This window comes from Alsobacter ponti (assembly GCF_024294805.1).
GTDB lineage: Bacteria > Pseudomonadota > Alphaproteobacteria > Rhizobiales > Beijerinckiaceae > Alsobacter > Alsobacter ponti.
The window spans coordinates 24339-40607 of the sequence record NZ_JANCLU010000014.1; the positions used below are offsets into that span (position 1 = coordinate 24339).

17 protein-coding genes are annotated in these 16269 nt (G+C 71.2%); 8 read left to right on the top strand and 9 right to left on the bottom strand.

Translation table 11 applies throughout. The features are described 5' to 3' along the window. Positions 1 to 21: 21 nt before the first annotated feature. Positions 22 to 1452, top strand: a complete 1431-nt coding sequence (locus NK718_RS14430; protein ID WP_254743622.1) for a homospermidine synthase — start codon at positions 22 to 24, stop codon at positions 1450 to 1452. Beyond that, positions 1449 to 1964, top strand: a complete 516-nt coding sequence (locus tag NK718_RS14435) for a GNAT family N-acetyltransferase (RefSeq protein WP_254743623.1) — start codon at positions 1449 to 1451, stop codon at positions 1962 to 1964. Before NK718_RS14430 ends, NK718_RS14435 begins: the two co-directional genes overlap by 4 nt. Here the strand turns inward: NK718_RS14435 and NK718_RS14440 are convergent. The 8 genes from NK718_RS14440 to NK718_RS14475 form a co-directional block, all read right to left on the bottom strand. Next, positions 1961 to 2260 (bottom strand): hypothetical protein, encoded by a 300-nt coding sequence (locus NK718_RS14440; protein WP_254743624.1) that lies wholly within the window; start codon positions 2258 to 2260, stop codon positions 1961 to 1963. The genes NK718_RS14435 and NK718_RS14440 overlap by 4 nt on opposite strands. Further along, entirely contained in the window at positions 2257 to 3246 is a 990-nt protein-coding gene (locus NK718_RS14445; RefSeq protein WP_254743803.1) for a WD40 repeat domain-containing protein, read from the bottom strand. Before NK718_RS14445 ends, NK718_RS14440 begins: the two co-directional genes overlap by 4 nt. A 35-nt stretch (positions 3247 to 3281) precedes the next feature. Further along, positions 3282 to 4328, bottom strand: a complete 1047-nt coding sequence (locus NK718_RS14450; RefSeq protein WP_254743625.1) for a CobW family GTP-binding protein — start codon at positions 4326 to 4328, stop codon at positions 3282 to 3284. A gap of 73 nt (positions 4329 to 4401) precedes the next feature. After that, entirely contained in the window at positions 4402 to 5325 is a 924-nt protein-coding gene (locus NK718_RS14455) for a metal ABC transporter solute-binding protein, Zn/Mn family (RefSeq protein WP_254743626.1), read from the bottom strand. A gap of 8 nt (positions 5326 to 5333) precedes the next feature. Next, positions 5334 to 6203, bottom strand: a complete 870-nt coding sequence (locus tag NK718_RS14460; protein ID WP_254743627.1) for a metal ABC transporter permease — start codon at positions 6201 to 6203, stop codon at positions 5334 to 5336. Between the two features lie 11 nt (positions 6204 to 6214). Beyond that, the gene (aztA, locus tag NK718_RS14465; RefSeq protein WP_254743628.1) at positions 6215 to 6964 is read right to left on the bottom strand and encodes a zinc ABC transporter ATP-binding protein AztA; all 750 of its coding nucleotides are present in this window, start codon (positions 6962 to 6964) and stop codon (positions 6215 to 6217) included. Further along, the gene (locus NK718_RS14470) at positions 6964 to 7110 is read right to left on the bottom strand and encodes a hypothetical protein (RefSeq protein WP_254743629.1); all 147 of its coding nucleotides are present in this window, start codon (positions 7108 to 7110) and stop codon (positions 6964 to 6966) included. Before NK718_RS14470 ends, aztA begins: the two co-directional genes overlap by 1 nt. Before the next feature lie 89 nt (positions 7111 to 7199). Beyond that, complete coding sequence (locus tag NK718_RS14475; RefSeq protein ID WP_254743630.1) at positions 7200 to 8804, bottom strand: OpgD/OpgG family glucan biosynthesis protein; 1605 nt, start codon at positions 8802 to 8804, stop codon at positions 7200 to 7202. Between the two features lie 244 nt (positions 8805 to 9048). On the opposite strand from NK718_RS14475, the gene NK718_RS14480 reads away from it, so the two are divergent. From NK718_RS14480 to NK718_RS14490, 3 genes are all read left to right on the top strand, one after another. After that, complete coding sequence (locus tag NK718_RS14480; RefSeq protein WP_254743631.1) at positions 9049 to 10011, top strand: TAXI family TRAP transporter solute-binding subunit; 963 nt, start codon at positions 9049 to 9051, stop codon at positions 10009 to 10011. 100 nt (positions 10012 to 10111) lie between these two features. Continuing rightward, positions 10112 to 12409, top strand: coding sequence for a TRAP transporter permease (locus tag NK718_RS14485; protein ID WP_254743632.1), 2298 nt, complete (start codon positions 10112 to 10114; stop codon positions 12407 to 12409). Then, positions 12409 to 12792, top strand: coding sequence for a DUF1850 domain-containing protein (locus NK718_RS14490; RefSeq protein ID WP_254743640.1), 384 nt, complete (start codon positions 12409 to 12411; stop codon positions 12790 to 12792). The genes NK718_RS14485 and NK718_RS14490 overlap by 1 nt, the downstream gene beginning before the upstream one ends. On the opposite strand, the gene NK718_RS14495 is transcribed toward NK718_RS14490, so the two are convergent. After that, positions 12782 to 13015, bottom strand: coding sequence for a hypothetical protein (locus tag NK718_RS14495; protein ID WP_371877292.1), 234 nt, complete (start codon positions 13013 to 13015; stop codon positions 12782 to 12784). The two genes, NK718_RS14490 and NK718_RS14495, sit on opposite strands and share 11 nt — an antisense overlap. Before the next feature lie 107 nt (positions 13016 to 13122). Here NK718_RS14495 and NK718_RS14500 point away from each other — a divergent pair, with 107 nt between their 5' ends. The 3 genes from NK718_RS14500 (at position 13123) to NK718_RS21985 (ending at position 16194) form a co-directional block, all read left to right on the top strand. Beyond that, positions 13123 to 14715, top strand: coding sequence for a gamma-glutamyltransferase family protein (locus NK718_RS14500; protein WP_254743642.1), 1593 nt, complete (start codon positions 13123 to 13125; stop codon positions 14713 to 14715). Between the two features lie 50 nt (positions 14716 to 14765). Beyond that, positions 14766 to 15974 (top strand): amidase, encoded by a 1209-nt coding sequence (locus tag NK718_RS14505; RefSeq protein ID WP_307730363.1) that lies wholly within the window; start codon positions 14766 to 14768, stop codon positions 15972 to 15974. Between the two features lie 88 nt (positions 15975 to 16062). After that, on the top strand, positions 16063 to 16194 hold the full coding sequence (locus tag NK718_RS21985) for a hypothetical protein (protein ID WP_256515631.1): 132 nt from the start codon (positions 16063 to 16065) through the stop codon (positions 16192 to 16194). Positions 16195 to 16269: the final 75 nt, after the last annotated feature.

Below are 16269 nucleotides of genomic sequence, written 5' to 3' on the forward strand. Positions count from 1 at the left end.
GCCTGCCAGGGAGTTTCTGACATGACGCACCCCGTCCACGGCCGCATCGACGGTCCGATCGTGATGATCGGCTTCGGCTCGATCGGGCGAGGCACGCTGCCGCTGATCGAGCGGCATTTCGCGTTCGACAAGAGCCGCATGGCGATCATCGATCCGTCGGACGCCGACCGCGACCTCGCGGAGCGGCACGGGGTGCGCTTCATCCACCAGGCGGTGACGCGCGACAACTACAAGCACCTGCTCGGCCCGCTGCTGACGGCGGGCCCCGGGCAGGGCTTCTGCGTCAACCTGTCGGTCGACACGTCGTCGCTCGACATCATGGAATACTGCCGCGAGATCGGCGCGCTCTACATCGACACGGTGGCCGAGCCGTGGGCCGGGTTCTACTTCGACAAGTCGAAGGGGCCGGAGGCGCGCTCCAACTACGCGCTGCGCGAGGCGGTGCTCGAGGCGCGCCGGCGCAAGCCGGGGGGCGTTACCGCCGTGTCGTGCTGCGGGGCCAACCCGGGCATGGTGTCGTGGTTCGTCAAGCAGGCGCTGCTGAACCTCAAGGCCGACCTCGGCGTCGCCGGCGACGAGCCCACGAGCCGCGCCGGCTGGGCGGCGCTGGCCCAGGCGCTCGGCGTCAAGGGCATCCACGTCGCCGAGCGCGACACGCAGCGCGCCCGCAAGCCGAAGCCGCGCGGCGTATTCGTCAACACGTGGTCGGTCGAGGGCTTCGTCTCCGAGGGGCTGCAGCCGGCCGAGCTGGGCTGGGGCACGCACGAGAAGTGGATGCCCGAGAACGGCCGCACCCACGCCTCGGGCTGCCAATCGGCCATCTACCTGATGCAGCCGGGCGCCGACACGCGCGTGCGCTCCTGGACGCCGACCGGCAAGGCGCAGTTCGGCTTCCTGGTCACGCACAACGAGTCGATCTCGATCGCCGACTACCTGACCGTGCGCGACGCCGCCGGCAAGGCGGTGTACCGGCCCACCTGCCACTACGCCTACCATCCGGCCGACGACGCCGTGCTGTCGCTGCACGAGATGTTCGGCCAGGCCGGCGTGCGCCAGCCCGAGATCCACATTCTCGACGAGAACGAGATCGTCGACGGCATCGACGAGCTGGGCGTGCTGCTCTACGGCCACGCGAAGAACGCCTACTGGTACGGCTCGCAGCTCTCCGTCGAGGAGGCGCGCATGCTCGCGCCCTACCAGAACGCCACCGGGCTGCAGGTGTCCTCCGCTGTCCTGGCCGGCATGGTGTGGGCCCTGGAGAACCCGAACGAGGGCATCGTCGAGGCCGACGACGTCGACTTCCGCCGCTGCCTCGACGTGCAGAGGCCCTATCTCGGGCCGGTCGTCGGCGTGTACACGGACTGGACGCCGCTCACCGACCGTCCGGGCTTTTTCCCCGAGGACATCGACGAAACCGATCCCTGGCAGTTCCGCAACGTGCTGGTCAGATGACGTCGCCGGTCGAGGTTCGCGAACTCGGATCCTCGGACGCGGCGGCCTTCCTGGCGCTGCGCGAGCGTTCCTTGCGGGAGAACCCGGAGGCGTATCACTCCGACGTGTCGGAGTGGGAAGGCCGGCTCGACCGCGTCGAGCAGCTGATCCGGGAGAATGTCGTGTTCGGCGCCTTCGCCGACGGGCTTCTCGGCGGCATGGCCATCCTCGGCACGAGCGGCCGCACCTTGCAACGTCGCCGCCACAAGGCGGAGGTGTGGGCCGTCTACGTCACTCCCGAGCATCGCGGTCGCTCAATTTCGCGCCGGCTGATGGAGCGCGTCATCGCGGCCGCGAACGATCGCGGCTACCGGGCGCTCGTGCTCACGGTCGAGACCGGGAACGTCGGCGCGATCGCGCTCTACGAGAGCCTGGGATTCAGAAGCTACGGCGTGGAGAGGGAAGCCACGCTGCTCAAGGACGGCGTGTTCTGCGACGACATGCTGATGCAGCTCGACCTGCGCCGGTCCTAGCTCGCCTTCAGCGCGGCCTCTACCAGCGGCCGTGTCTGCACCAGCGCGCTGCCGCGCGCCTTGAAGGCCCGCGTTCGCCGGCCGGGCGCGGTCACCACGATCACCGTCTCGAGTCCCGGGCAGGCGGGGTCGGCGCAGTCAACCTCGCTGACGGTGACGCCGGCTTCCTCCGGCAGGGCCAGCGCCTCCCGTGTCCAGCGCTTGATGCGCGCCGCCGAATCCGGGTCGACGCGCGGCCGCCTGACGCGCGACAGGAGCCGCGCCAGCGCGTCTCCGTTCGCGCCGCCCGCCGTCACGCCGGCAGGCTCAACAGGCCGGCCGCGCCGCCTTCCGTGCCGAACAGCAGCTTGCGGCCGGTGCGGTCCCAGGCCAGCGCGGTGATCGCGCCGGCGTCGGGGTCGGCCTTGCGCACCAGCAGCTCCGCCCCGTCGGTGAGGCGGCACAGCAGCACGAAGCCGTCCTCGTAGCCGACGGCCACGACGAGCGCTCCGGGGTGGCAGGCGACGCGCGACACCTTGGCGGGGCGGATGCCGCATTCGCGCGGAGCCTTCCCCATCGGCCCGTCCTTGGCGGCGAACGGCCACACGATGGCCGCGTCCGCGCCGGAAGTGGCCAGCCACTGCCCGTCATGCGCCCACGAGAACGACCGCGTTTTGGACGGATAGCCGGACATGCGCATGTCCTTCTTGTCCGCCACCCGCCAGCCGTGCAGCGTGTTCTCCTGCATCGACGTGACGACGAAGCGCCCGTCCGGCGACCAGGTGACGTCGAGATGCGAGCCCTTCCACTCCAGCTTCTCGGGCGGCGTTTCGGCGTTGGGGAACCACAGGCTGGCGCCGTTGTAGTGGCTGACGGCGAGCCGGTAGCCCTTCGGCGCGAAGCACAGGCCCTGCGCCGTGGAGGGCGCGTCCCAGGCGCGCGCGCGGCCCTTCTCGTCGCGCGCCGTCACCCGCTTGCCGGTGGACCACGCCAGCGCGCCGCCGGGGGCGAGCGCCAACGCGTCGATCCAGCGGCCTTTCTCGTCGGCAAGCGTCTCCGCAACGCCGTCCGCGCCGATGCGCACCACGCGGCCGTCGTCGCCGCCGGTGACAAAAGACTTGCGGTCCGCCGCCGCCACCAGGATGCCGGCGTCGGGATGCGCCTCGATACGGCGCTCGCCAGCTTCGCCGAGCAGCACCGCGCCATCGGCCAGCGCCAAAGCCGGCGCGTCGCCGGGAAACGCCGCCGCGATCACGTGCGCCCCCGCCGCGATCGGCGAAACGTTCTGGACCAGCGACGTCATGCCCTGGGCGGGCTTGGAGGGAGGAAAGCCCGCGCTCACGCCGCGCACGCCTCGAAGCCCTTGCGCAGCGCGTCGCGATCGAGGTCGCGGCCGATGAACACGATGCGCGACTCGCGCGCCTCGCCGGGCTTCCAGTCGCGCTGGAGGTCGCCGTCGAGGATCATGTGGACGCCCTGGAAGACGAAGCGCTTGGGCTCGTTGGTGAAGGCCAGGATGCCCTTGGAGCGCAGGATGTTCGGCCCCTCGCGCTGGGTCAGCTCGTTGATCCATGGCATGAACTTCTCGGGGTCGACCTCTCCGAGCCGCAGCGCCACGGACTGCATGTGCTCGTCGTGATAGTGCTTCAGCCCGCCATGGTGATGGTCGTGGTCGCAGCCCGGCCCGCACTCGTGATCGTGATCATGGTCGTGATCGTGGTCGTGATGGTGGCCGTCGCCCTCCTCGAGGAAGGCGGGCTCGATCGACAGGATGCGGTCGAGGTCGAAGGCGTTGCGGCCGAGCACCGCGTCGAGCGGCACGGCGGCGCGCTGCGTGCGGTGCAGCGTGGCGTAGGGGTTGATGGCGCGAATGCGCGCCTCGACCTCGGCCAGTTCGTCGGGCGTGACGAGATCCGTCTTGTTGAGGATGATGACGTCGGCGAAGGCGATCTGGTTCTTCGCCTCCGGCGCGTCCTTCAGCCGGGCGGAGAGCCACTTGGCGTCGGCCACGGTGACGACCGCGTCGAGGCGCGCCTTCTGCGACACGTCCTCGTCGACGAAGAAGGTCTGCGCCACCGGGGCGGGGTCGGCCAGCCCCGTGGTCTCGACGATGATGGCGTCGAACTTGCCGCGCCGCTTCATCAGCCCCTCGATGATGCGGATCAGGTCGCCGCGCACCGTGCAGCAGATGCAGCCATTGTTCATTTCGAACACTTCCTCGTCGGCGCCCACCACGAGGTCGTTGTCGATGCCGATTTCGCCGAACTCGTTGACGATAACGGCGAACTTCTTGCCGTGCTGCTCGGTGAGGATGCGGTTGAGCAGGGTGGTCTTCCCGGCGCCGAGATAGCCGGTGAGCACGGTGACGGGGATCTTGTCGGACATGGGCTGGCTCCAGCATCGCCCCGCGCGGCCGGTCGCCGGCCGCGGGCAGGGGCGCGAAACGCGAATGATCGGATCAGCCCGCAAGGGCCGACGTCAGTTCCCTTATATTGGACCTCATCATCTCGATGTAAGTCCCCGCGGGTCCGTCCCGCGCGGAGAGCGCATCGGACCAGAGCCGGCCGCCGATGCGCGCGCCGGTTTCCCGGGTGATGCGCTCGACGAGGCGCGGGTCGGTGACGTTTTCGAGGAACACGGCGGGGATCTTCTCGGCGCGAATCTGGCGGATGATCCGCGCCACGTCGCGCGCGGAGGCCTCGGCGTCGGTCGAGACGCCCTGCGGCGCGATGAAGGCGAGCCCGTAGGCCCGGCCGAAATAGGCGAAGGCGTCGTGCGAGGTGACGACGCGCCGCCGGTCCTCGGGAATGCGCGCCACGGCGGCGCGGATCTCGGCGTCGAGCGCGTCGAGGCGCGCCAGATAGGCGTCGGCCCGGGCGCGGTAATACTCCGCCCCCGCCGGGTCGACGCCGGTCAGGCCGTCGCGGATGGCGGCGACGTAGAGGCGGGCGTTGCGGGCATCCTGCCAGGCGTGCGGGTCGGGCGAGGGGCGCCCATCCGCGCCGTGGGCGTGGCCGTCGCCGGCCTCGAGCGTCAGTGGGGCGACGGAGGAGGCCGCCGTCACCATCGCGGCGCTCGTGCCCGACGCCTTTACGAGGCGGTCCATCCAGCCCTCGAAACCCAGGCCGTTGACCACCACCAGCCGCGCGGCGGCCAGACGGCGCGCGTCGGCCGCCGAGGGCTGGTAGACGTGGGCGTCGGCGTTCGGCCCGACCAGCTCCGTCACGTCGGCCCGGTCGCCGCCGACCTCGCGGACAAAGTCGCCGAGGATCGAGAAACTCGCCACGACGGGAACCCGGTCCGCGGCGCGCGCTCCGGTCCCGTCGGCGGCGAAGGCCAGCAGCGACAACCCGGCGGCGAGGACGAGGCGGCGGCGGATCATCGCGCCGCTCAGGCTTCGAGATGGCGCGGCGGCAGCAGCCGGCGCAGCAGCCCGCCCCGCGGCCCGAGGGCGAGCGACGCCAGATAGGCCGCGCCCGCCGCCAGGATGATGGCCGGCCCGGCCGGCGGGCCGAAATGGAACGAGGCGAGCAGCCCCGCCACGCTGCAGGCGAGGCCGATCAGCGTCGACAGCACGAGCATGAAGGCGAGGTCGCGCGTCCAGAAGCTGGCGGCGATGGCCGGCAGCATCATCAGCCCCACCGCCAGCAGCGTGCCGAGCGCGTGGAAGCCGCCGACGAGGTTGAGCACGACGAGGCCCAGGAACACGAGGTGGGTGGGGCCTCCGGCCCGGCTTACCGAGCGCAGGAAGCCGGGATCGACGCTCTCCAGCACGAGCGGGCGGTAGATCGCGGCCAGCGTCAGCAGCGTGATCGTGGCGATGCCGGCGATGAGCAGCAGCGTGGCGTCATCGAGCGCCAGCACGGTGCCGAACAGCACGTGCAGCAGGTCGATCGACGAGCCCTTGAGCGACACCAGCGTGACGCCGGCGGCGAGCGAGATCAGGTAGAAGGCCGCCAGCGAGGCGTCCTCCTTCAGCGACGTCGCCCGCGCCACCGCGCCGGCGAGCAGCGCCACGGCGAAGCCCGCGACAAGGCCGCCGCCGGTCATCCAGCCCAGGGACAGGCCGGCCACCAGGTAGCCCAGCGCCGCCCCGGGCAGGATGGCGTGCGCCATGGCGTCGCCGACGAGACTCATGCGGCGCAGCATCAGGAACACGCCGATGGGGCCGGCGCCCAGCGACAGCGCGAACGCGCCGGCGAGCGCGCGGCGCATGAAGGCGAAGTCGGCGAAGGGCGCGATCAGCGCGTCGTGGAGCATGGCTGCGACCGTCAGGCGGCTCGCTCGCAGACTTCCGCGCCGGGGTCGTGCGCCTCCAGCATGCGGCGGGCGCGCAGGAGGTTGGCGGGAGTCAGCACCTCGGCGGTGTCGCCCCAGGCCACCGCCTCGCGGGCGATCAGCAGCGTGCGCGGGAACACCTCGCGCACCTTGTCGATGTCATGCAGCACGGCGACGACGGTGCGCCGCTCGCCGTGCCAGCGCCGCACCAGGTCCATCAGGTCGGCGGCCGTGCGGGCGTCGATGGCGGTGAGCGGCTCGTCGAGCAGGATGACGCCGGCGTCCTGCAGCAGCAGGCGGGCGAACAGCGCGCGCTGCATCTGGCCGCCCGACAGGCTGCCGATCGGGCGCGCCTCGAAGCCGGTCAGTCCCACGGCGGCCATCGCCTCGCCGACGCGCCGGCGGTCGCCGATGCGGCCGAACAGGCCGCCTCGCCGCCACAGGCCCATGGAGACGAGGTCCTCGACGCAGATGGGGAAGGAGCGGTCGATGTCGGCCGCCTGGGGCAGATAGGCGATGCGCGGCTCGCCTTCGGCGGCGATGCGCCCCGACAAGGGCGCGAGGGCGCCCGCCAGCCCCTTGAGAAGCGTCGACTTGCCGGCGCCGTTGGGGCCGACCACCGCGGTCAGGCTGCCGGGCTCGAACGCCCCGCTGAGGTGGTGCACCGCCGGATGGCGGTCATAGCCCAGCGTTACGTTGTCGAGGCGGATCGCCGGACCCAACTTGGAAGCCTTGCCCGCCATCAGCGCATCGCCCACAGCACGACGAGCCAGAGCGCGGCGGCGACGCCGGCGGCCATGGCCAGGCGCTCTCCCGCCGAGGCGCGCAACAGCGAGAAGCGCGCGGGCGCGGGCTCGGCGTGCGTGGCGTGGCGGTGGCGATGCGGCATGGACGGCTCCGGGCCGGGCGATCCCGGCCTTGCCGAACTGTTATAACGTTACATCGTTCCCGGGCAAGGGGAATGTTATACCGTTACATTCAAAACGGGTGGTACTGGTAGAGCCAGGTCTCGCTCAGCACCTGGTCGCCGTTGCGCAGGTAGCAGCGAAGCTCGACCGGGTCCGACCCGTCGACCGTCAGGTCGAACTGGGCGCGCCAGTGGCCCGGAATGTCGTCCGGCACCGCCTCGGTGTAGATGTAGGAGAACGACCCGCGCGAGGCCCACAGCACCGGCTCAGGCTTCACGCCGAACGGCAGCTTGGCCAGCTTGTCGCCCTTGAACTCCACCATGAACTTGCGCACGCCCTTGGGGCGCGGCTGTCCGGGCTGACCGCCATTGCCGAGCCGCGTGCCCGTGCAGCGGGCGAGCGACGACGGGTAGGGCTCGTCGGCGAGCCAGTGCAGCTTGTACTTGAGGTCGAAGGAGGCTCCGGCGGTCGCCGGCTCGGCGGGCACCCACATCGCCACGATATTGTCGTGGATCTCGTCGTCGGTGGGGATCTCCGTGAGCTGGATGACGCCCCGGCCCCAATCGCCGATGGGCTCCACCCAAGCGCTCGGGCGCAGCTGGTAGCGCACCCCGTCCTGGTAATGGTCGAACACGCGGTCGCGCTGGCACAGGCCGTAGCCGCGCGGCGACTGGTCCATGAAGCTCGACACCATGATCCGCGACGGGTTGTTGAGCGGCCGCCAGATGTGCTCGCCCTGGCCGGTCCACATCGCCAGGCCGTCGGAATCGTGGATCTCGGGCCGCCAGTCCACTGCGGTCGGCTTCACCGTCTCGGAGAACCAGAACATCGAGGTCAGCGGTGCGATGCCGAGGCGGTCCACCGGCTTGCGCAGGTTGAGCGAGGCCTCGATCTCCATCACCACGCCCTTGGTCCGCCGCAGCAGGAAGCGATAGGCTCCGGCGATGCTCGGCCCGTCGAGCAGGGCGTTGACGATCAGCGGTTCGCCCTCGGCCGCGGCCGGCTCGAACCAGAACTCGGTGAAGTCCGGAAACTCCTCGGGGTTCGCCGTGCCCGGGCCGAGCGCGACGCCGCGCGCCGACAAGCCGACCTGGCCGAGTTCGCCCACGGCGCGGAAATAGGACGCGCCCAGGAAGGTCGCCCACGGCTCCAGCCTCTTCCAGTTCGGGTTGCGCGAGGCCTCGTGCACCCAGAACCCGGCGAAGGCGGAGGGTTGGGCCGGCAGCTTGCGTGCCACGTGGTCCGGGCCGCCGAGGAACACGTCGGGCGTGTACAGCACCTCGCGCGCCTGCCCGTTCTCGACCACGTTCATCCGCACGGTCTTGGGGAAGTACATGCCCACGTGCTGGAAGCTGATCGGGAAGGCCCCGCCCCCGTCGCCCCACAGGGCGGACTCCAGGCGATAGCGCAGCTTGCCGTGGGCGTCGTAGTCGATCTGCTTGACGATGTCCGGATCGGGGCGCGGCGGCGGCTCGTAGGGCCTGCCGGCGCGCTCTCGCGCCATCTTCTTCAACAGCTCGAAATCGAACGCGGTCGCCGGGCCGAAGCGCAGCTCCGGCGCGGCCGCTCCTTCCGGCGTCGAGGCCGTCTGGGCGGGGGCGGTGTCCACGCCCAGCAGGGTCGCGGCGTTGACGGCAGCGGCGAGCTGCAGGAAATGACGGCGATCAAGGCTCATGGCGTCAGCATATTGGCTCGCGAGGGAGAATGCGCAACCGCCCTGGCGGGCGATGAACAGGAATCGCGCTGTCTTGATCGCCGATTGTGGCCACGTGTCGGCGGCCCCGCTCGCAACCCGGTCGACGCAAGCGTTGTAAACCCTTGCGCCGTCATGCTTCTATACCCCCTTGAAGCGAAATCGACCGCCCTCGCGGCCGGTCGGACCGGGGCGGACCACCGCCCGGCAACGAATGGAGGAATGCATGTTCGCCCTCAAAACGCGCCGCCGCGCCCTCGCCGCCGTCGCGCTGGCGGCCGCCGCATTGGCCGGCGCCGAAGCCCGCGCCCAGGACTTCATCGGCATCCTGACCGGCGGCACGTCGGGCGTGTACTACCCGATGGGCGTCGCGCTCTCGAAAATCTACAGCGACAAGATCCCCGGCTCGCGGCCCTCGGTGCAGGCCACCAAGGCCTCTGTCGAGAACCTGACGCTGCTGCAGCAGGGCAAGGGCGAAATCGCCTTCACACTCGGCGACAGCCTCGCCTTCGCGTGGCAGGGCGACGAGGACGCGGGCTTCAAGACCAAGCTCGACAAATTGCGCGGCGTCGCCGCCATCTACCCGAACTACATCCAGGTCGTCGCCACCAAGGACTCCGGCATCCGCACACTCGCCGACCTCAAGGGCAAGCGGCTCTCGGTCGGCGCGCCGAAGTCCGGCACCGAGCTGAACGCCCGCGCCATCCTCTCGGCGGCGGGCATTTCCTACAAGGACCTCGGGAAGGTCGAGTACCTGCCCTTCGCGGAATCGGTCGAGCTGATGAAGAACCGCCAGCTCGACGCCACGCTGCAGTCGGCCGGCCTCGGCGTCGCCTCCATCCGCGACCTCGCCAACTCGGTGGACATCGTCGTGGTCGAGGTGCCGGCGGCGCTCGTCGACAAGGTGGGGCCGCCCTACGTCAAGGCGACGATCCCGGCCAACACCTACCAGGGCCAGACCGCCGACGTGCAGGCGGCGGCGGTGGTGAACTATCTCGTCACCCGCTCCGACCTGAAGGACGACGCCGTCTACGCCATGACGAAGACCATCTTCGAAAACCTGCCCGAACTCGCCGCCGCGCACAGCGCAGGCAAGTCCATTACGCTCGAGAAGGCGATGGAAGGCATGCCGGTGCCGATGCACCCGGGCGCGCTGCGCTACTTCAAGGAAAAAGGCGTCGCCAAATAGCGCGAGGCCTATCTGGCGCGCGGTCCTTGGCGCGTCCCATCCCCGTATGTCCCGACGGCCGGTCCCCCTCGGACCGGCCGGCTCGTCTCCGGAAGCCGTCATGAGCCAGTCCCCGGTCAACATCGACCTCGCCGGTCACGCCGTGTCCGGCCATCCCGACACCGCGCCGGTCGACCCCGAGCACGGGCTTCCCGCCGGCTTCGGCGCAGGCCTGCCCGGCACGCTGTTGTTCTGGATCGCCGTCGCGTTCGGGATGTTCCAGATCGTCACCGCCTTCGGCATCCCCATCGACAAAAATTTCGTGCCCGGCGTCGACATCCTGCTGCTGATGCGCCTCGCCGTGCTCGGCCTGCTCGGCAGGGCGGTGTTCGTGGCGGCGCGCGGCGGCTCGTTGGCCGCGGGGCTCGCCATGGTCGTGCCGCTCGCGGTCGGGGTCGAGATCCTGGCGCGGTTCGGCGGCGGCCTGCCGAGCCAAGTGCTGCGCACCGTGCATGTCGGCTTCCTGGTGTTCATCGCCGGCGCGCTCTTCGCCAATCATCGCCTCGCCGGTCCGGGGGCGAAGGCCCTCGGCTGGCTGCTCGGGCTCGCGGGATTCGGCGTCGGCCTCTACCAGTGGTTCTACTATATCGACCTCGTGAACCGCGCGGGCGACCTCACGACGCTTGACCTCGGCGTCGGCATCGCCGGCATCGCGTTGTTGTTCGTCGCCTGCTGGGCCTATCTCGGGCCGGCCCTGCCCATCGTGGCCGCGACGTTCCTCGCCTACACGCTGTTCGGCCACCTGCTGCCGGCGCCGCTCAATCATCGCGGCTACGACCTCGCGCAGATCGTCGAGCACATGGCCTACGGCACGGAAGGCATCTATTCGACGCCGACCGCCGTCTCCGCGACGTTCATCTTCCTGTTCATCCTGTTCGGCGCGTTCATGGAGCGCGCCGGCGTCATCGATTTCTTCAACGACATCTCGATGGCGGTGTTCGGCGACAAGCAGGGCGGGCCGGGCAAGGTGTGCGTCGCCTCCTCGGCGCTGATGGGGACGGTGTCGGGCTCGGGCGTCGCCAATGTGGTCGCCTCCGGGCAGTTCACCATTCCGCTGATGAAGCGCGCCGGCTTCTCCGCCGCCTTCGCGGGCGGCGTCGAGGCCACCTCGTCGATGGGCGGACAGATCATGCCGCCGGTGATGGGCGCGGTCGCCTTCATCATGGCGGAAACGATCGACGTGCCTTACTCCAAGATCGTCGAGGCGGCGATCATTCCGGCGCTGCTCTATTTCGGCGCGTGCTACTGGGCGGTTCACTTGGAGGCCGGGCGCAAGGGGCTGCACGGCCTGCCCCGGGACCAGCTGCCGAACGCGCGGGCGCTGCTGCGCGAGAAGTGGTTCCTGGTCGCGCCGCTGCTCGTGCTGGTGGCGCTGCTGTTCGGCGGCTACACGCCGCTGTTCGCCGGCGCGGTGGGCCTGGCGCTCACCGCCGCCATGATGATGGCCACGGCGGTGGCGACGGGCCTGTCGCGCCAGGCGGTGCGCCTCGCCTTCTGGATCGGCTTCGCGCTGCTCACGGCTTGGTCGATGACGGTGAGCGTCGCCGCCGTGCTGGCGGTGGTCGCGCTGCTCGTCCTCGCCAACCTGCCGCGCCGCGAAGGCCGCGCCATGCTGGCAAGCTGCGTGGAGGCTATGGCCGACGGCGCGCGGCAGGCGCTGCCGGTGGGGCTCGCCTGCGCGCTGGTCGGCATCGTCATAGGCACCATGACGCTGACCGGCGTCGGCTCGATCTTCGGCAACTGGCTGGTCGGCATCGGCAAGGAGAGCATCATCGCCGCGCTGGTGATGACGATGATCTTCAGCCTCATCCTGGGCATGGGCATTCCCACCATCCCCAACTACATCATCACCTCGTCGCTCGCCGCGCCGATCCTGCTGAAGCTCGACGTACCGCTGATCGTCAGCCACATGTTCGTGTTCTATTTCGGCATCATGGCCGACCTGACGCCGCCGGTCGCGCTGGCCGCCTTCGCCGCCGCGCCGATGGCCAAGGAGAGCGGCATGAAGATCGGCTTCGCCGCCGTCGGCATCGCGCTGCCGGGATTCATCGTGCCCTACATGGCCGTCTACGACCCCCAGCTCATGCTGCAGCCCGTCGCCGGACTGGCGGGACTGTCCTATTGGGGCGCGGTCGCCTGGGTGGCGGCGAAGGCGTGGGTCGCCGTCGGCCTGTGGGGCATCGCGGCGGTTGGGCACTGGCGTCGGCCGTGGCCGGCCTGGGCGCGAGGCCTCGCGACCGCCGCGGCGTTCCTTCTCGTCGTGCCGGGCGTCTGGGCCGACATCGCCGGCTACGCGCTGGGCGCGGCGGTGCTCTGGCTCATGCTGCGCGGAACGCCGCGCGCCGCGAGCCCGGCGTGATGGCGCTGTGCCTGGTCGCGGGCGGAGCCGTCGTCGCGCGGCTCGCCGGCGTCGCCGCGTTCACGCTGGCCTGGACGCATTCGGTCGAGAAGACCGCCTGGGAGGAAGACTGGACGGTGACGCCGCGCGGCCTCGTCGTCGAGCAGGCGCGGGTGAAGGGCTCCGGCGCGGGCATGGACCCGCCGCCCGGGGCGCAACTGGTGGACGGCGCGTGGCGGTGGCGGCCGGCGCTGCCGGCGCTGAACGAGATGACGCTGCGGCGGTCCGGCGCGGTGGCGGACTGGCGGCTGTGCATCGCCGGAACCTGCCGGCCCCTCGGCGACTACGCGCCGGGCGAGCCCGACCCGCTGACGCTGCGGGCGTGCGAGGACGTCAGTCCCTGATCGGCTCGGCGGCCAGCGCGCCCTGCACGAAGCGATACAGCGCGTAGGCGCCGACGAGCCCGAACGCCGCCATCAGCACGCGCTCGATGACGAGGCCGAGCTGGAACAGGCCGGCGATCGCCCAGCCGGCGGCCAGCGCCAGGCCGAAGATCTCGGTGCCCACGAGAATGGCGACGCTGACGATGGTCATCAGATTGCGTGTGTTGATGCCGCCGTTGGCCACTCTCGTCTCCCTCGTCGCGTGCGGATCCCTGCACTATAACGGCGCGGGCCGCCATGCAAGAATTCCGAGTCGCCGCGCCTCGGGCGCGGCCGCCGTCCGGGGCTGACATGACAGACACGCCGATCTTCGCCAGCGCCGCCGTGGCGGCTCCCCACAGCCTCGCCAGCGAGGCGGGCCGCGCGGTCCTGGCCGCCGGCGGCAACGCGGTGGAGGCGATGGTCGCGATGGCGGCGGCGATCGCCGTGGTCTACCCGCACATGAACGCGGTGGGCGGCGACGGCTTCTGGCTGGTGCGCGAACCGGGAGGCCGCCTGCACGGCATAGACGCCAGCGGCCCGGCGGGCGCTCTCGCCACGATCCGGCGCTATCGCGACAAGGGGTACGACGCCATCCCGCCGCGCGGCCCGGACGCCGCGCTCACGGTGGCGGGCGCGGTCGGCGGCTGGGCGCTGGCGCTCGAGCTGGCACGCGCCCTGGGCGGCCGGATGCCATTGCGCGATCTGCTGGGGGCCGCCATCGGCCACGCCCGGGACGGCTCGCCGGTCAGCGCCTCGCAGGCGCGCACCACGCCGATGGCCTTCGACGAGGCCAGGCAGGCGCCCGGCTTCTCCGAGACGTTCCTGGTGGAGGGCGCGCTTCCGAAGGAGGGCGCGACGCAGCGCAACGCGGCGCTCGCCGCGACGCTCGACCACCTCGCCTCGGCGGGACTGGACGATTTCTACCGGGGCGACGTCGGCCGCGAGATCGCCTTCGACCTCGACCGGCTCGGCGCGCCGGTGACGCGGGCGGACCTCGAGGCCTACCGCGCGCGGCTCGCCGCGCCGCTGACCGCCTCCATTCCCGGCGCCAGCCTGCACAACATGCCGCCGCCGACGCAGGGCCTCGCCTCGCTGATGATCCTCGGCGTGTTCGCGCGCCTCGGCGTGGAGCGGGGCGAGAGCTTCGCCCACGTGCATGGTCTCGTCGAGGCGACCAAGCGCGCCTTCCGTGTGCGCGACGCCGTGGTGACGGACCCCGCCCGCCTGCCCGCCGATCCGGCCTCCTTCCTCACCGCCGAACGGCTCCAGCGCGAGGCCGACGCGGTGTCGATGACGCGCGCGGCGCGGTTCCCGCTCGCGTGGGGCGAGGGAGATACCGTGTGGATGGGCGCCATCGACGTGCGCGGCACGGCGGTGTCCTACATCCAGTCGATCTACTGGGAATACGGCTCCGGCTGTGTGCTGCCGCGCACCGGCGTGCTGTGGCAGAACCGCGGGGCCTCGTTCTCGCTCGATCCCTCCGCCCCCAATCCGCTGGAGCCCGGGCGCAAGCCCTTCCACACGCTCAATCCCGCCATGGCGGTGTTCGCCGACGGCCGGGTGATGCCCTATGGCAGCATGGGCGGCGACGGGCAGCCGCAGTTCCAGGCGGCCATCTTCACCCGCCACGCCTTCGGCATGGGCCCCGCCGAGGCCGTCGACGCGCCGCGCTGGCTGCTGGGACGCACCTGGGGCTCGGCCAGCGCGACCCTGAAGCTGGAGGACCGCTTCGACCCCTCGCTGGTGCGCGCCTTGCGCGAGGCGGGCCACGAGGTCGAGGTGCTCCCGCAGGCTTATTCCGACACGCTCGGCCACGCCGGCATGCTGGTGCGCGACCCGCGCACCGGCGCCGTGGCCGCCGCGCACGACCCGCGCTCCGACGGCGGCGCCGCCGGGCTGTGAGCCGAACCGGCGGCAGGCCGCTACATTTTTTGAAGGGGACAACGCCCGCCATGATGACGATGACCGAAGACGATCCCGTCCACGCCTTCGTGCCGTATCCGCCGGCCCCCGTCGCCAGCGCCACGCACGGGCCGCTGGCCGGGCTCACGCTGGCGGTGAAGGACATTTTCGACGTCGCCGGCTATCCCACCGGGTGCGGCCAGCCGACCATGCTGGCGCTCTCCGGCGTCAAGGGCGCGAGCGCGCCCATCGTGCGCCGCTTTCTCGACGCCGGCGCGCGCTTCGTCGGCAAGACGCACACGGTGGAGCTCGCCTATTCGCTGAACGGCCTGAACCACCATTTCGGCACGCCGATCAACCCCGCCGCGCCCGACCGCGTGCCCGGCGGCTCGTCGTCCGGGTCCGCCGCGGCGGTGGCGGCGCGACTCGTCGACGTGGCGCTCGGCTCGGACACCGGCGGTTCGGTGCGCGGCCCGGCCAGCTATTGCGGCCTGTTCGGCATCAGGCCGACGCATGGCCGGCTGCCGCTCGACGCCACCATGCCGCTCGCGCCCTCGCTCGACACGCCCGGCTGGTTCACGCGCGACGCCAAGACGTTCGAGCGTGTCGGCGCCGCCATTCTCGGGGACGACGCCGCGCCGCTGCCGGACGCGCCGCGCCTGCTGCGGGCGCGGGACTGTTTCGAGCAGACCGAGAAGCCGGTCGGCAAGATGCTGGAGGCGATCGTCGCCCGCATCGACCGCATGATGACGCCGCTGGAGGACGTCACCGCCGCCAACCCCGATTTCGAACCGCTCTACTGGGCGTTCCGGCGCATCCAGGGCTACGAGTCGTGGCAGTCGCTCGGCGACTTCGTCACGCGCTGGCGGCCCGAGCTGGGCGTGGGCATCGCGGAGCGCGTCGCCTTTGGCAAGGCGGTGACGAAGGCCGAGCTGAAGGAAGCGCTCGCCGCGCGCAAGACGCAGCGCGCCCACATGGCGGCGCTGCTCGGGCGCGACGGCGTGCTGGTGCTGCCGACCATGCCGGGCCCCGCGCCGCGCCTCGCCGCCACCGAGAAGGAGCTGGAGACCTCGCGCGCGCAATCGCTGCGGCTGCTCTGCCTGGCGGGCCTCTCGGGCTTCCCCCAGGTGAACATCCCGATCGGCGAGTTCGACGGCGGGCCGTTCGGGCTGTCGCTGATCGGGCCTCCGGGCTCGGACTTGTCCCTGGTCCGGCTCGCCGGCCGGGTCGCCAAGGCGGCGGCGACGCGCATCGCCTGAGGGATCGTTCAAATGCCGCGCATCGCCGCAACGAAACCTTCAGCGCCGCCATGACAATGTAGGGTTGTCCCGCTCAATGGAGGCAACCGTGTCCGCCATCGCCACCGCAGGTTTCCGTCGGCTCGCCGTGTATCGCTGGGTGGATATCGTCATCGTCGCCGGCCTGACGGCCCTGGCGGTGGTGCAGATGGCGGCGGCGGTCAGCTCGCAGGTGGCGTGAGCGGCGCTTTGCGCGCCACGCCCTCGGGCTGGCGTCAGCGGCGCTGCGCGCGCCGCGCCCCCTGGGCTAGAATGG

Excerpts from the sequence above, each read along its gene's own strand:
- NK718_RS14430 (WP_254743622.1), top strand. The coding sequence starts at position 22 with ATGACGCACCCCGTCCACGGCCGCATCGACGGTCCGATCGTGATGATC.
- NK718_RS14435 (WP_254743623.1), top strand. The coding sequence starts at position 1,449 with ATGACGTCGCCGGTCGAGGTTCGCGAACTCGGATCCTCGGACGCGGCG.
- NK718_RS14445 (WP_254743803.1), bottom strand. The coding sequence starts at position 3,246 with ATGACGTCGCTGGTCCAGAACGTTTCGCCGATCGCGGCGGGGGCGCAC.
- NK718_RS14450 (WP_254743625.1), bottom strand. The coding sequence starts at position 4,328 with ATGTCCGACAAGATCCCCGTCACCGTGCTCACCGGCTATCTCGGCGCC.
- NK718_RS14455 (WP_254743626.1), bottom strand. The coding sequence starts at position 5,325 with ATGATCCGCCGCCGCCTCGTCCTCGCCGCCGGGTTGTCGCTGCTGGCC.
- NK718_RS14460 (WP_254743627.1), bottom strand. The coding sequence starts at position 6,203 with ATGCTCCACGACGCGCTGATCGCGCCCTTCGCCGACTTCGCCTTCATG.
- aztA (WP_254743628.1), bottom strand. The coding sequence starts at position 6,964 with ATGGCGGGCAAGGCTTCCAAGTTGGGTCCGGCGATCCGCCTCGACAAC.
- NK718_RS14470 (WP_254743629.1), bottom strand. The coding sequence starts at position 7,110 with ATGCCGCATCGCCACCGCCACGCCACGCACGCCGAGCCCGCGCCCGCG.
- NK718_RS14475 (WP_254743630.1), bottom strand. The coding sequence starts at position 8,804 with ATGAGCCTTGATCGCCGTCATTTCCTGCAGCTCGCCGCTGCCGTCAAC.
- NK718_RS14480 (WP_254743631.1), top strand. The coding sequence starts at position 9,049 with ATGTTCGCCCTCAAAACGCGCCGCCGCGCCCTCGCCGCCGTCGCGCTG.
- NK718_RS14485 (WP_254743632.1), top strand. The coding sequence starts at position 10,112 with ATGAGCCAGTCCCCGGTCAACATCGACCTCGCCGGTCACGCCGTGTCC.
- NK718_RS14490 (WP_254743640.1), top strand. The coding sequence starts at position 12,409 with ATGGCGCTGTGCCTGGTCGCGGGCGGAGCCGTCGTCGCGCGGCTCGCC.
- NK718_RS14500 (WP_254743642.1), top strand. The coding sequence starts at position 13,123 with ATGACAGACACGCCGATCTTCGCCAGCGCCGCCGTGGCGGCTCCCCAC.
- NK718_RS14505 (WP_307730363.1), top strand. The coding sequence starts at position 14,766 with ATGATGACGATGACCGAAGACGATCCCGTCCACGCCTTCGTGCCGTAT.